Source organism: Clostridiales bacterium (genome assembly GCA_014799665.1).
GTDB lineage: Bacteria > Bacillota > Clostridia > Christensenellales > Pumilibacteraceae > Anaerocaecibacter.
This window is the reverse complement of record JAAVHP010000004.1, coordinates 293,716-308,481: the sequence shown is the minus strand read 5'-3', so window position 1 is coordinate 308,481 and position 14,766 is coordinate 293,716. Positions and strand designations below refer to the sequence as shown.

The 14,766-nt window shown below is 42.8% G+C and carries 16 protein-coding genes and 1 tRNA gene; 10 read left to right on the top strand and 7 right to left on the bottom strand.

All coding sequences use genetic code 11. The annotated features are described in order from the left end of the window. Positions 1-84: 84 nt before the first annotated feature. From HDT28_02020 to HDT28_02005, 4 genes are all read right to left on the bottom strand, one after another. Positions 85-3,987 carry a S8 family serine peptidase gene (locus tag HDT28_02020; protein MBD5131360.1) on the bottom strand — a complete coding sequence of 1,301 codons (3,903 nt, stop codon included), beginning with the start codon at positions 3,985-3,987 and terminating at the stop codon, positions 85-87. Positions 3,988-4,006: 19 nt separating this feature from the next. Next, positions 4,007-4,720: a hypothetical protein gene (locus HDT28_02015; GenBank protein MBD5131359.1), complete on the bottom strand. Its 714-nt coding sequence runs from the start codon at positions 4,718-4,720 to the stop codon at positions 4,007-4,009. Positions 4,721-4,869: 149 nt separating this feature from the next. Beyond that, entirely contained in the window at positions 4,870-5,808 is a 939-nt protein-coding gene (locus HDT28_02010; protein ID MBD5131358.1) for a magnesium transporter CorA family protein, read from the bottom strand. A 228-nt stretch (positions 5,809-6,036) separates the two neighbouring features. After that, complete coding sequence (locus tag HDT28_02005) at positions 6,037-6,240, bottom strand: DUF2695 domain-containing protein (protein ID MBD5131357.1); 204 nt, start codon at positions 6,238-6,240, stop codon at positions 6,037-6,039. An 873-nt stretch (positions 6,241-7,113) separates the two neighbouring features. Here HDT28_02005 and HDT28_02000 point away from each other — a divergent pair. Next, positions 7,114-7,189: transfer RNA gene (locus HDT28_02000), tRNA-Thr, on the top strand. A gap of 93 nt (positions 7,190-7,282) precedes the next feature. Here HDT28_02000 and HDT28_01995 read toward each other — a convergent pair. Both HDT28_01995 and HDT28_01990 read right to left on the bottom strand, forming a co-directional pair. After that, positions 7,283-8,542 carry a site-specific integrase gene (locus HDT28_01995; protein MBD5131356.1) on the bottom strand — a complete coding sequence of 420 codons (1,260 nt, stop codon included), beginning with the start codon at positions 8,540-8,542 and terminating at the stop codon, positions 7,283-7,285. Positions 8,543-8,590: 48 nt separating this feature from the next. Next, the gene (locus HDT28_01990) at positions 8,591-9,064 is read right to left on the bottom strand and encodes a helix-turn-helix transcriptional regulator (GenBank protein MBD5131355.1); all 474 of its coding nucleotides are present in this window, start codon (positions 9,062-9,064) and stop codon (positions 8,591-8,593) included. Between the two features lie 68 nt (positions 9,065-9,132). On the opposite strand from HDT28_01990, the gene HDT28_01985 reads away from it, so the two are divergent. Continuing rightward, a complete protein-coding gene (locus HDT28_01985; protein MBD5131354.1) occupies positions 9,133-9,306 on the top strand; it encodes a hypothetical protein in 174 nt (57 codons plus the stop codon). On the opposite strand, the gene HDT28_01980 is transcribed toward HDT28_01985, so the two are convergent. Then, the gene (locus tag HDT28_01980; protein MBD5131353.1) at positions 9,296-9,616 is read right to left on the bottom strand and encodes a hypothetical protein; all 321 of its coding nucleotides are present in this window, start codon (positions 9,614-9,616) and stop codon (positions 9,296-9,298) included. The genes HDT28_01985 and HDT28_01980 overlap by 11 nt on opposite strands. Positions 9,617-9,688: 72 nt before the next feature. Here HDT28_01980 and HDT28_01975 point away from each other — a divergent pair, with 72 nt between their 5' ends. From HDT28_01975 to HDT28_01940, 8 genes are all read left to right on the top strand, one after another. Beyond that, on the top strand, positions 9,689-9,940 hold the full coding sequence (locus tag HDT28_01975) for a hypothetical protein (protein ID MBD5131352.1): 252 nt from the start codon (positions 9,689-9,691) through the stop codon (positions 9,938-9,940). After that, positions 9,937-10,350, top strand: coding sequence for a hypothetical protein (locus tag HDT28_01970; protein ID MBD5131351.1), 414 nt, complete (start codon positions 9,937-9,939; stop codon positions 10,348-10,350). The genes HDT28_01975 and HDT28_01970 overlap by 4 nt, the downstream gene beginning before the upstream one ends. Before the next feature lie 4 nt (positions 10,351-10,354). Continuing rightward, entirely contained in the window at positions 10,355-10,708 is a 354-nt protein-coding gene (locus HDT28_01965) for a hypothetical protein (protein ID MBD5131350.1), read from the top strand. A 210-nt stretch (positions 10,709-10,918) separates the two neighbouring features. Then, complete coding sequence (locus HDT28_01960) at positions 10,919-11,089, top strand: hypothetical protein (GenBank protein ID MBD5131349.1); 171 nt, start codon at positions 10,919-10,921, stop codon at positions 11,087-11,089. Beyond that, complete coding sequence (locus HDT28_01955) at positions 11,086-11,715, top strand: DNA cytosine methyltransferase (GenBank protein MBD5131348.1); 630 nt, start codon at positions 11,086-11,088, stop codon at positions 11,713-11,715. The genes HDT28_01960 and HDT28_01955 overlap by 4 nt, the downstream gene beginning before the upstream one ends. Before the next feature lie 205 nt (positions 11,716-11,920). Further along, positions 11,921-12,256 carry a hypothetical protein gene (locus HDT28_01950; protein ID MBD5131347.1) on the top strand — a complete coding sequence of 112 codons (336 nt, stop codon included), beginning with the start codon at positions 11,921-11,923 and terminating at the stop codon, positions 12,254-12,256. A gap of 213 nt (positions 12,257-12,469) precedes the next feature. Further along, positions 12,470-12,943 (top strand): hypothetical protein, encoded by a 474-nt coding sequence (locus HDT28_01945; GenBank protein MBD5131346.1) that lies wholly within the window; start codon positions 12,470-12,472, stop codon positions 12,941-12,943. Between the two features lie 123 nt (positions 12,944-13,066). Further along, positions 13,067-14,611 (top strand): InlB B-repeat-containing protein, encoded by a 1,545-nt coding sequence (locus HDT28_01940; protein MBD5131345.1) that lies wholly within the window; start codon positions 13,067-13,069, stop codon positions 14,609-14,611. The last annotated feature ends 155 nt before the right edge of the window (positions 14,612-14,766 follow it).

The window sequence follows — 14,766 nt, the reverse complement described above, 5'->3', positions numbered from 1 at the left end:
AATTTGTCAATACTTTTTGCTTTGAAAACACGACAGTATATTATAAAAAAATTTACAATAGAGCCTCTATTCTCGGGACGCTCCTTAATTAGTTAAAATTACCATATAGTTGAAACATGAAAATTCCCAGTCATCATCCCACGCCCCCGACGCGTCGAAATATAGCACTAAGAAGTCGCGATCCTTATAATCCTCGATATTCAATTCTATAGTGTATGTATAAAGGCTCTTTCCGGCATTATTCGGATGATCGATTTTTTTCGACCATATATTAATACTGCTATAACCGTCGCGCAAATAAATATGCTGATATCCGTCGTTAATCTCTTCTATATATAAAGAAAACTCTATTTTAATCTTTTTAAGCGTAGTATTTTTAATTATATTATATTCAACACTTTTTAGATAGAGCGCTATTATTTGGGTCGGGTTTTTTGCAACACCATCGTCTGTTACCCTGTGGGAAGAGTAGTCCGTATTTTCACAAACAAAATAATCATACTTGGCATAAATCGTAATATCGCCCGTTTGAGTCGCAGAAATCCTCGTTACTTTTGTTTTGAAATCAATAGACGTATACCATCCGTAAAGCTTATATACGTATGTATAAGCGTTTTTTGAAAGTATTTTTGGCATAGTGGAACGCCCTTCGCCATAAATATAGTAATCAAAATCTACTTCCATATCTTCGGTCAAATTTTTACAAATTATTTTGTATCGTCCCGGTTGCCAGACAGCATACAACGTAACAGTCGCGCCGTTAATTGTTGTGAGATTTTTTACTTTTGCTCCATTAATATATGTTACTTCTCCATTCTTAGACGTAGCCCAACCCATAAAGACATAGTTTTCTCTTGCATTATCTGTGACATAAGGCAAGCTTCTTTCCATATCGTAACAGAATATGAACGGTAATGTATTTTTGCGTCCGTCATTATAGTCGAATTCTATATAATACATTATTGGACTCCATCGCCCGTAAAGAGTTACCGTTCCATTACCCACAACGTTCGGCGTTAAGTCGGGCACCGTCTCCCACGCAACCCGTGTAACAAACGTTTCCTCCAAATACCAACCGCCGAAATAATATCCTTTAATATCTACTTCGGTTTCGGGATTAGGTAACGTTATATATTCTTTATAAAATGTTTTTATTTCCTTCTCGTAATTTGGCGCAGTAAATTTTATGGTATATTGTTCTCTTGTCCAAACCGGTAAAATCAAAACCTGCATTTTATTTTCGCCGAAATCGGGGACGACGGAAAAATTAATTTCCGTTTCTTCTAAAAGTATCAAACGATTGAATATATTCCCCTCTTTAATACTAAGCGGAGAATTCTCAAATAGCTGTTTAAGGCTCCCGCCCGGCATCTTCTCACCGTAATCGATATAAACGATTGAATCGGACAGTCCGTCTTTACCTACCCACACCTGCATACTGCTATTACGGATTTTAATTTCAAAACTCTTTTTACTCCATTTTGGAGTCAGCACCGTATCTTCAAGTCTATTCCAATATATAGTAGAGGCTCCAAAAGCCGTTATGCATTCGAACCCGTCGCTGTCGCACCATCCCTCAAAAACGTAACCCTCACGCTCGGCTGTTATATCTGTACGGAAAGACGCCCCATAATCGACACGCAATTCTCTTGCACCCAAAAGAATACCAAAACCGGGATCGAACTTGATAGTGCATTTCTTGGGGTCGTATTTAGCGTAAAGCGTAATATTCTCTTCCGCTTGACGAACATCGTTCTCGGTATACGCTTCGCCGCTAAAATCGGGACTGTCGTACCAAGCAAAGAAATCATATCCGGTTAAAGTAGGCGTAGGTAAATCTTCAATAGGCTCGCCGTAAAAAACATCCATACTGCCACAATATTCGTCATTGCTGATAAAATTAACTGTCCATGACTTACTGTATATCAAATCCTCGTATTGAGAAAAAGCTTCTTTATAAGCTTGAAGAGCTGTATACGGCACTAAAATCTTGGGTTGTACGTTTAGAAAAACATCTTCCCAAACAGACGGCGGCATATGCGTAGTGTAAACTATATTGGCAAGCTTAAAACAATCCGCAAACGCACAAACGCCGATATTGGCGTTTGTAGTAAACAGTATGCTCGATAAATCGGGCTGACCCGCAAATGCATACGGCAAGATATACTCAACAGGATTACCGATTTCTATTTCATCTGATATCTTACCCGCAGCAATTATTACTGTTTTGTCTTTACTATATAAAATTCCGCCTTCGGTTAAAAACGAGGAATTTCCCTGTTCAATGTAAAATCGCAAATTCGTACAACCCGAAAAAGCTTTCGGATTAATGTTATTCAAAAACTTTGGAAGTCTAATATCGGTTAGCTCGTCCTGATTTTCAAAAGCACCATAGCCGATTGAAGTAACCGAGAGTCCTCTAATGGTTTGCGGCAATTCAACGTAATCGGTTAGCTTCTCGCCGTATGTTCCGGTTATTTCTATTTCGGTTTCGGACAACACATTAATCTCGTAAGTAGTAAACTTTTTTAGCGCATTATACGCATTAAGCTTTTTTACCTCTAATTCATCACCGTTTATATTATGTATTTTTATTTCATCGGCGCCTTTTAAAATGCAATATTTTATATCTTCTTTCAGTTCATCCGTAATCTGACTGTTGTCAGTTAAGTTGGGTTCCAACGACAACATCATTGCCACAGTCCCCGTAACGAACGGCGCAGCCATAGATGTTCCGCTCATAGAATGGTAACCATTTTTTATATGTATGCTGTTATTATACTTACATTTATTCTCATTGCAAATATTGGTAGGGAAAGTGCTGTATATTCCAGAACCGGGCGCAAAAATATCTACTGTATTATAACCCCAATTAGAACGTTGTTCACGCTCATTTTGCTCATCTATTGCCCCGACGGAAATTACATTTGTGAACCCATAAACAGCGGGATAAGATTCAGAATCAACATCAAGGTCTTTTTTATCGTTCCCTGCCGATACCACAATTATTCCACTAAATTCTTCTACTACTTTTTCAAGTTCTGGATTATTATCCCTTAATCGACCACTGAAATTAAGTAACTTGATTTTATTCTTCTCTGCATATTTTATTGCGTTAATTAACGAATTAACATCCTCCAATATACCGCTATCATTAAAAACCCTAAGCGATACAAATTTAACATTATCCGCAACGCCAGCAACACCGATCTTATTATTACACTCCGCGCCAATTATTCCAGCCACATGCGTACCGTGTCCGTTCGGATCGGTAGGTATATCTATTATCTTCCCGTTAACTTCGCCTGTCGTAAAATCTCGATGTAGCGGTTTGTCGTAATATATTTTATCCCTTAAATCGGGATGCGAAGCGTCTATTCCGGTATCCAATACACCGACAAGCACAGTAGAACCACCCCTTATTGCTTCCCACGCTTTTTCTATATTTGCATTCTCTATACCCCATTGGTTTGAAGCATACGCATCATTGGAAAACGTACTTGCTACACCATCCACCAAATACGGTTCCGCAAACTGAACATCTGAGCGAGCAGATAATATTTCCACCGCTCGAATAACATTCCTCTTGCTTTTTTTATTTAACGTAATTTTCAACCACCTTTGATATTCTTCAACATCTATATTCAGCTCTTTCTCCACAGGCAGTCCCTGTATCTTTCTCTGTACATATTCATCATATTCTGCACTATTTATTTTAACGGAAACCGCTCCTACATCCGCAAAATCTTCCGGCATATAGTCTATAAACTCGCGCGTCGCTTCTTTCGTCAACTTTGCTAAAACGGCGTTATCATCCTCAAACAGCCTTTCTAAATACCAATCGTATTCACTCGCAATCGCTTGATCTTCCAAACCCAAGTCATGCCCGATCTTGACAAATCCCATGATACCGCCGATAGTTATAATCAAAGTTACTATAACTACTATCGCGATAAAAATTTTCTTTCCCTTACTGATTTTTTCCATGATTTAACTCCTTAATGTTTTATACTGATTTAATGCTATATTGGTGAAGCTTAGTTAAAATATCATGCGGCACAGAACGGTATATTTTATCCCTCAAATCGGGATGCATAGCGTCTATACCGGAATCCAATATGCCTACCGTCACCGTCCCACAGTCATCATCAAATAAAGTTCCCCACGCTTTATCTACGCTTGCATTTTTAATACCCCATTGTTCTGAATTATATTGGTCATTCGACACCGCACTAGCCGAAAGAAGAGACATCTGTGGGGTGACTTTCGCCACGTCAGGACGAGCGGATAAGATTTTTATCGCTTGAAGAACATTCTTTTTGCTTTTTTTGTTAAGCGTAACATCCAACAACCTTGTATATTCATCAATTTCGACGTCAAGTTCTTCTTCTACGGGTAGTCCCTGCAACTTCCGCCTTACGTATTCGTCGCAATATGTGTTGCATAATCTAACATCAATAGCGCCCACGTCCGAAAAATCTTCAGGCGCATATCCTTTGAACTCGCGCGTAGCTTCTTTTGTTAAACGCACCCAAATAAGATCATCATATGCACCTCGATCAGCCAAGTAGCGTTTGTATTCGCTTGCAATCGCTTGATCTTCCAATCCCAAGTCATGCCCGAGCTTGACAAATCCGCCGATACCACCGATAGTTATAATCAAAGTTACTATAACTACTATCGCGATAAAGATTTTCTTTCCCTTACTGATTTTTTCCATGATCTTTTTCCTTTACATTTTAAATTTACATCATTATACTATCTATCTATTTATATTGTCAATACGTGATAAATTTTTCCAACAAAAGACCTACTTCTTTTGGGAAAGAAGTAGGTCTTTTGATTTTTATATATTAACCTTTAATTTATTCAGAACATTCGTTTCTTGACCATTATAATAATGACTGGAACGAGTATCGCCGCGACTACGCCTAATATTATCCAAAACCCGTACGGGTTCTCGGCTAACGGCACGGGCACGTTCATGCCCCACAAACCGCTTATGAGCGTCGGGATCGTCAAGAGAATGGTTATCGCGGTCAGAAGCTTCATAATGATATTCTGGTTGTTCGAAATAACCGACGCGAACGTATCCATAGTGCCCGACAAAACGTCGCGGTGGATGGTCGCCATTTCTATCGCCTGTTTGTTCTCTATGATTACGTCATCGAGAAGATCGTCGTCATCGCCGTAGTGCTTGATAGTCGACAGCGTGCGGATACGCTCGATCACGGTTTGGTTGGATATGAGCGAGGTCGAGAAGTATACAAGCGCTTTATCAAGATCGAGGAGCTTCATAAGCTCGGTGTTTTTGAGCGCGCGGTGCAGCGATTGCTGTATGCCGTTCGCCTGACGGTCGATGAGTTTGAGGTAGTACAAATACTTGGTCGCGTTGACGTACAATATTTGATAGATGAACCGCGTGCGCTTGTTTACGTCGAAATTACGTATCGCTTTGGTCACGAAATCACTGAGTACCGACGTTTCGCGCAGGCACACGGTGACGAAGTAGTCTTTATTGAAAACCATTGCGAGCGGGAGCGTGGAATACACGTACGCGTCCTTTTGCTCGTTTATAACGGGAATGTCGACGAGTATAAGAGTTACGTCGTCGTCAACGTCGATACGGGCGCGCTCCTCTTCGTCGAGCGCGGCTTTGAGCATATCCTCGGGAATATTCGTAGCGCGGCTGACAAGCTCCACTTCGAGGTCGGACGGGTTTTCGAGATTGACCCAAGTCCCCGGAGCGATCGCGTCACGCTCGGCAAGCTCGCGCTTACCGCTTTCCATACCGTAAATTTTTAACATACGCGCTTTTACAACGGGCATACTACGCCCGCAGAACGAGCGCTAGCTATCGGATTTATTACAACTTCCGTCGGAACTGTCCATTGCATCCTCCGCTACTATTCTATCACATAAATACGTATTTTGCAACCTATTTCTTCATACTTTGAAAATAAAAGCTACGCGGAAGCCGCCTAAATCAAACTAACACGCCTCCACGGATTTCACGACAAACAAGCAAAACAAAGGCTATTCGAACTTTTCTTCGATATTGCAAAGAACTTCGCAATTGCAGCCGCCGCCGTTATCGGCGAGCCAGTCGATTATTTTATCGACGTCGAGATCATTCTTTTTCAGGAACTCGACCGTGATGTCGAGCCGACCGTTACAACCGCGCTTACCCAGCTCGCGGTCGAGATAATCGAAAAGCTTGTTAAAGGTTTTTCGCGGCATGGGTAACGACTTAAAGAACGCGTCGCGCTCGCTGTCTTTAAAACGCTTGGCGAGCGTTTTTCGCTCCGCCTTGCTCGGTTTGATGACCTTTTTGTTATAGCTTATTCCGCACTTATCGAGAACGGTAGAAACGATATCGCAAACGTATTCGTCGGCTACGAAATCGAAATGCTCTATGCGCGATATCTGCGAAATGATATTAACGTCGCGCCCGCTCGCTTCGGCATACAAAACCCTGACGCGCTCGCAAAGCGTATCATCCGCCAAAAGGATCGAGCAAAAATCTTCGACCGACCACTTCCCTTCTATATATTCGATCAATAACGCCAGTTCTTCCATAACTCACCCGCTGCCAACCCCGATGAACACATTTTTACGGGCAAAATCGCGGTCTATACGCCCAAAGCGTCGCTTGTCGTGCTACCAAGCACGCCCGCGCTCCGTTTCGGTCGTCTATCCTCGCGATTTTACTCCGTAAAAACGCTTTGCGTCCTAACGAGGCTGTTTTTAGGCTATATCAAGGCAAACGAGCGAAGTCGTAGCCGCAGTGCTACGTCGAGCGAGTTTAACGATGATAGAGCCAAAAACAGCCCGTTTAGGATGTATTCAACCGGGATTGGCAACGGGTAATATTATACAATAAAATTTCGGTAAAATCAAGACCGATAAAATCCTTGACAACCTATTCGTTTTATGATATATTAGTTTAGCAATTGAAAAGTTTGCTACTGTGGCTCAGTTGGACCGGCTGATTCGTAATACTCGCTTCGCTCGTGCTTCGTAGCAGCAGGTACATCGCTAGCGCGATGACAGTCCTACGGACTGCGGCGGTTCTTCTCCCCGCCGACACACAATTTAATATCTTAACAATATGCTACTGTGGCTCAGTTGGTAGAGCAGCTGATTCGTAATCAGCAGGTCGGCGGTTCGAGTCCGCCCAGTAGCTCCAAAACGCCTATATATGCGGTAAAATACCCGTCGTAGGCGTTTTTTCATGCTCGAAAAGATATAAAATCTTTGTAAATTGAGCGAAAAATCGCCTTTAATTTGGGTATGATTTGGGTATGCTGTTTAAGAACTCGGCGATCATATCGGTAATTCCGCTATATCGTTGCCGCATAATAGCGAGTTTTTCTTCTTCGGTAAGCGCACCATTGAAAAACAATTCTTTGTCGAGCTGTTCTGGGTGCGTGTAAATATTAAGCGTCATGGTCGCGTCGGCGTGTCCCATGTAAAGCGCAACCGTTTTAGCGTCGAGCTTTTTCACGCATATAGCAATCGTTCCGAACGTGTGCCGAAGTTCGTGTAGGTGGTGATCCGAAGTTACCTTTTTTATAACCTGTGTTGCTTTTGCTTGTTCCAACGTAAAGTATCTTCCGGCATCCGTAGGTGTAATTCGCAATAGCAATTCTTTTACGAGCGGAAATAACGGCATATCCCTATTTGAGTTTTTCGTTTTCGTGCCGGGTATATGTAAGATATTTGTTTCAAAGTCAACGTTGGAAACGTTGAGCGAAATTGCTTCGCTTCGGCGCGTTCCGGTTAGATAGACAAACGTATAATACAGCTTTTTGTTCGTCGGGATATTTTTTGCCTTGTACAGCTCGGTAAAAAATTCTTCTTGCTCCTTAAAGCTGAATGCTTTGCCGATATTCTTAGTGTACTTAACCGCCGAAACGTTCTCGCAAGGGTTGATTTTAACCGTGCCGAGCTGTTTTGCATACTCGAATAAGTTGAATAGAAATCCGCGCACGACTTGTCGTGTTCTCGCCTTTTCTATTGTCATAAGGAATTTTTCTAATTCTACGGTAGATAGCTTGTTCAGCGGTTTATCCAGTCCGCCGTCAACGCATTGTTTGAACGAGCTTCTAATCGACCGTAAAAAGTTTGCCGAAACCGTTTGTTCTTTGTGCTGCAAGTAAATATCGTTGTAGAACTCGGATAACGTCGGGGTTTGTCCTTTGTTTAGTGTTTTTGGTTTTGTCGTAAGCTCCTTTATTTTTTCTGTGAGCTTTTGTTCTACTTCTTCGGCAGTTCGCCCGTAGATAGATCCAAAAGCGGCGGTGCGTAGCTCGATCAGTCCGTTCGAACGAACTCTTGTCGAGCCTTTTATATTTAGTTTGATTATCATTTGGTTAATCTTCTCCATTTGATTATCAAACCCATTGCCGAAATCGTCGTCGGCTTTTAGGAAGCCGAGCATAGTACATATCTCATTTTTGAGCGTGTTGGTTTGCTCGAATATCGAGCTGACTGCATTGGCCATAATGCCGAGTTTGTAGCGGATAAAGTCTTTGTCCATAGGTGTGCTCCCGTTTTTCGGGACAGTGTACATTATGGACTGTATTTGTCAATATCCGAGAATAGCGGCCGTATCAATTTTTTGACTTTGAAGTAAACCTACAAGATATCCAAAGGCTAATGCTCTGAGTTCCGGTTTTATCGCTTTGAAAAGTTTTGCTGTTTGAATAAAATTGTTGTCGTCGAGTATTTCGGCGTATTCGTTGTCGAATGTGGATAGCTTTTTATTAGACTGTTCTATTATTGCGGGTTTATCAGCTGCGTCGTATTCGGATATGCCTACAAGCTCATCAAGCGTTATTCCGTAAAATTTTGCAAGCGTGATACAAAAGTCTATCCCTGGGATTGCTTCCCCTCTTTCCCAGCGGCTTAAATTTTGATTAGATATGCCAGTATGATCTTGCACATATTGCAATGTCATACCGGCTTCTAATCTATGTTCTTTAATTGCTTCATTATATTTAATCATAGTACACCTTAAAAAAATTTTATCACTTTTTTGTTGAAAATTATTGACTTTCACTTTTAATTGAAATATAATATTATTAATTTCACTTTTATGTGAAAAAGATTTTTTAGGAAGGTGGTTTTATGGCAACAAAAAAGTGCAAACAAAAAAAGCTCGTAAATGAGAATATTCTCAAATGCGAGCTTTGTGACAAAGAATTGCCTAACGGTTATACGTTGGTGCAAATACCTAAATACGGGCTTTGTTTTCAGTGCTGTGACGAGTGCGTAAGAGAAGTATTTAAGCTTAATCTCTAAAATGCCAGCTTGACGTTTTATCTAACGTATCGAGATAAGCGTCATAGACATTTGCTTTCAATATCATGAAAGTCGTGATAGGTCTAACTTCTTCGTAGAACTGATAATCGATATTCGTTTCAATGGCTTGGTTAATAAATTCTTCTTCTGTCATTTTGAGTAAGTTCAAAACTATTCTTTGCGGATTTGATTTATTAGCAAACCACGTTTTGAAATCGGATAGTCCGCTCTCGGTTTTGAAGATTTTAATCATTACCCTATTGGTTCTTCGAATCTGTCTTTGTAGTTTGATTTTCTCTTCGGCTTTCATGATCGCTCCTTTAATTTTTAATTATATCACAAATATTTTCAAAAAACAATTCTTTAAGAAGGTGGTAAAAACATGGAACAGGACAAATGGATCGTAGTGCCGTATACGAAATATGCGGTAGTACGACAATCGGACTTTGAGGAGTCCGGCGCATTTAAGCGAGCCGCGGCATACGGGCTTGACGAAGACGAAGCGCATAAATTTTGCGATTCAATGAACGCTTCCGGCGAAGGGCTTAATACCCCGACTATCGATGACGACGATATCGTCGTTATGCTACTTGGCGAAGCCGCTAAGGATTTTTGCGCTGAGGTGACGGAATGACAGATCATTTAGTTAAAGCCGAAGCCGTTAGGCTTTTGGGTGAGCTCGGCGTTTGCGAGCCTTACCTATTGGACTTTCAAGAGAACGATCAGGTCTACCTATTCGACAAGGGCGAAGGTCGGCGCATTGATCCAAACAGCATACTTTACAAAAAGCTTAAAGCTATCGAAGAGAAATCGAACGTTAAGATTTACGCCGTTATTCATTCGATTATCGATTATATCGGTCCAAATTATTCGTTTTTATGCGTTAGCCCTTATTCAGAAGATTGGGCTCATCAATTCCACAAGCAACGCCGGGGCGGCATTATTGCAAATGCGTACGTGTGGAACGTATCGCGCGAAGAATGTAGCGAGTTCGGTTACATAGCTGTCGACGCGGCGTTCGGTAAGCTTCGGCGCGTGGGGTGATAGCATGGAATTTATCGAATTAACAAATGCCGATGACGGCAAAAAAGTGTTACTCAATGCAAATCAGATATTAGAAGTATCAACTTATGCTGACGGCAAAGTTTTTATCGAAGCGACTATTGTGGGAAGAGAGCGCAAAACAGGCGAAATAGTAACTTATCGGTTTGAGTGTAACGAGAGCTATGAAGAAGTTAAAAAACTTCTTAACGTTGCTCGCGATCGATATGTTTATTCAGATTTCTTATTAAAGGCGTTAGATAAGATTGAACGGGATCAGGGTTATCCCCCTATTTATGTAGACATTACATTGCTATACACTCTCGCCGAAGAAATACGACTTTCCGAGGTGACGGCATGAAACTACGAGTTATGGGAACAGCCGAAGAATGCAAGCAAGCGCAATGTTTTTATACGGCTCTCGGCAAAAGCGATAACGTAATATCCAGCAGTGTGTCCGGATTATATCCTAATCGCGGTAGTACAAATCAGTATCGGGTTTATATCGAAATTGTTTGTAAGTCCGAGAAAATAGATTTATACGGCGATTCTCTTCCTGTGGTGCAATGATATGACAAAAGAAGAAATTTTTGAATTGTATCAAAAGGACTACCCTTGTGAGGAGTATGAGCCGGAATGCGAAAAGCGCGATTGTTCAGATTGTGATTATTATCGTGAGGTTATATTTGAAGAGCATTACGAAGAATATCTTGACGAGCTACGAGAGGAAAATCGAATATGAAAATCCTCGTAGCTTGCGAAGAAAGTCAAAGAGTATGCTCGGCGTTCCGCGCGAAAGGACACGAAGCCTATTCTTGCGATATAGTCTTTTGTTCGGGCGGTTTGCCGCAGTTCCATATTTGGTCCGACGTCACGCCGTTGCTAAACGGTAATTGCACATTCAGGACTTGCGACGGACAAACTCACACGGTAGACAAATGGGATATGATCATAGCTTTCCCGCCGTGTACTTACTTATCCCGCGCAGGGAGTTCGAATCTTTACAAAAACGGCGAAATTGACCAAGAACGGTTTGACCGGGGTCAAAGAGCTGCGCAATTCTTCATGAGTATTCTCAATGCCGATTGCGAGCGCATTTGTATCGAGAACCCCGTGCCCATAAAGAAATTCGGCTTACCCGAACCGACCCAAGTTATTCAGCCGTATTACTTCGGCGTGCCCGTCAGTAAGATGACGTTTCTTTGGTTAAAAGGCTTGCCTTTTCTCTGCCCCACGAACGTAGTCGACCCCAAGTATACGTTCAATACATATCCGCAGTTTAAGAACTCGTTCGGCAAGTACAGACAATGTAATCGTAGTAAGACATTCAAAGAAGTAGCCGAAGCTATGGCTTTGAGCTGGGGTTAAGGATCGAAGTCAACGAATGGTCGCAATGCCCAGGGCTAAGCGGCGCTGTAACTGACCGGGGTCAATAAACGTCGTTAAGGTGCCCGGTTATAATTCGAGGTCAACAAGCTGCGCCGCTCTCCGGTGTTAGTAATCTGAGCGAAGTAACCGGTTAAACAATCAAACAAAAATTCGCGGCGGCGTTCACGCAGGAGAAGTAAAAATTATGGCAAAACAAAACACGAGCGACACGGAGCGCACCCCGGCGCAGAAGTGCGATTATTACAAGAAACGTGTCAACGATCCAAACTTGTCGCAAGCTCAAAGGAATTGGGCGCAACGACGAATAAATCAGTTGTGCGGTGGCGGTAACTCGGCTAAGCCGTCTACCCCGCCCAAGAAAAGCACCGGACCTATGTCGGGTGAACAGCTTAATGCGCAGTGTGCGGGTATCGGATACGGTGCGGCAAAAGCGGGTGCACGGGTTAACGTTAAGCCGGAGAATCGCGACGCGTTCCGCGACGGCGTTAAGGTCGGCAGATCTCTCGGCAATAAATTCTAATTCTCGTGGGGTGTGGTATCGCCCTTAAACGGCCTCATCTTCTTAAAAGCGCCCCGCGGTTGCCACTCTTGGACAATAGGCGAACTTCGGGGCGACGGCTATAACGAGCTTCGGGCTCGATAGTAAATACATAGCTGGGATAACGGCTTGACGGTCAAATGAAAAAATAGCCGCTTGGGGCTAAGATAATTCCAAGTGAAAAAGGAGTAAACCATGGCAAAATTAACAGAAGTGCTTAGTCGTCCCGAGTTCCAAAACAAGACGATTGATCTCACCGCAGTAACATTGATTGACAGTTACGAAAAGAAAGACACAAAAGAAAGTGTCGATTTCGTTGCCGTCGTTCTTCCCGATCCGTTTGGTGACGAGGATTTTACCAATATAAAAATCGTTCCCAAGTGGAAGAACGATTTAGGGCTTTTTAAGTTCTATGCAAAAAAAGCTTTGCGTACTGCGCCCGAAATCGAATTCCCGGGTCAAATCAAAGTGCTTTCTTATAAGAGCAAAAAGACGAAGAAAATTACTCGTTATTTCGGAATTGTCGGTAAATCTCCGTTCAACGATAATCGCGAAATCGAGTTTGAAATTCGTGCTGAGGAAGATCAGGCGGTTTTCAAGGACCTTTGCAAAAAGGCTTTCGGTATAACCGAGGTTTTGGAAGAAGAACCGGAAGAAGCCGACGATTAAGCTAACCGATGAGCTCGTGAAATTCGAGCGAAACAAAGCGTGATAACGTTTTAAGCGTTGTCGCGCCTTGTCTTAGCAAACTACGGCGTACCGTATGCCGAGAAGCGGTAAAGGAGTAAAAGTATGACAAGGACTAATAGGAAGCTTGTAGCTTTCATAATCGCCGTAACGTTCTTATTGGCGGCGTTGGGTGCGTTGGCATGGGCAACGAGCGGGTTCGAGAACTGGAACGCCGCCGAGTGGTTTGGCGGTTGGGGGCAAGGTATTTCCGCTCCCGTCGAAGTCGAAGATACCGCCGCGCGTGTCCGGACAAGCTCGACCGAAGTCGATCATGAGATCATAACGGATAGCCCCGACGGCAGCACTATGTTCGCTACTACAAAACTGCCAACGCCTAGTTTAACCGCTTTTTATGCTACGGATAAACTAAGTGTTCAATTGTCTAAATCCAGTTTTGCGGTCGGCACTGTTAATGTATTTTTGGATCCTTCCGGCGGCAATCATTATACGTTAGCTTCTTTTACCGAAAAAGATTTTACTCTTGACGGTTCAACGTATTATGCATATATCCCGCTTTCGACTATCCGTGAGAAATTGAATACCTTAAATACTTCTTACGGTACTATATATGCTCGAAACGTAAATAAGGACGGCTACGTCGACTCGAATGACTCGACGGACCTTGTTATTTCTAACGTAAGCGAGATTACGACCGAATTTACGAATACTACTTACAAAGTAAAATGCGCCGAAGATTTCTATAACGGCGGATATTATCAACTCAATGTATGCAGTTCAGATAGAATAGGCGGCGCAGGTAGCTCTATGGTTTTCGGCGATTCTATCCTAAATCTTAAAGGCGCTTCTTACGTTACGTATGCCGACGGATACATATCCGTAGATTTGTTGTCGCTGTCCGGCACGATCACAACTTCGTTGGATCGTTATTATATCAGTTTTGCGTACGATTTTTATAAACCTTCGACCGAAACAAAAAAAGTATCGGCTTTCACTCGAACGTTCTGGAATTTCAATACATTTTCCGTAACTCACCTACCCGCCCCGACTAACTTTACATACAACGCCGGAACGCTTACGTGGGATAGCGTAGACGGTGCGACGAAGTACGGCGTGTTCTGGACCGAGAAAGGTAGCGAGAAGAAAGCTTTTGTCGATACGACTTCGTACACTTTCGATATTAACGCGCTCGGCGAAGGCGAACATACCGTGCGTGTCCGGGCTCTCGGCAATCTTGGCGAAACCGCAATGACCGAAGGCAGGACCGCAATGATCTCGGCATATAACGCCGCAAACATTATAACTCAGGTTGTCGCGCTCACTTACAATGTCGACGGCGACGTCGTAACTAAGTTCGTGCCGTATGGTAGCAACGTTAAAGACTACCTTTACGATGTCGAGCTCGACGGGCGCGAGTTCGGCGGTTGGTACTACGACAGCGGCTTTTCGAGCAAAGTCCAAGACACCGACGTTATAAGCGGCGACATGACTATCTATGCCCGATTAAGCGATAAAGCGGTCGAGGAACGCCCGACTTCTTGGTGGGGACTGAATAAGTGGAAGGTCCTTATTCCCTGCTTCGTTTTCGGCGGCTTGCTTATAATCGGCGGGATAGCCGCGGTAATCGTAAAGAAAAAGAAGAAGGCTTAGAACGAATAATTACGCATTAGGTCGAGGGTTAAGGCTCTCGACCTAAAAGTGTTTTGCGGCATAAAAATAACCGCCCGATAAACGGACGGTTGGGGAAGTCTACACTAAAAGCCTATGTTCTTCCCTGTCTACGCGAGTTCACCGTAGCTCCCCTG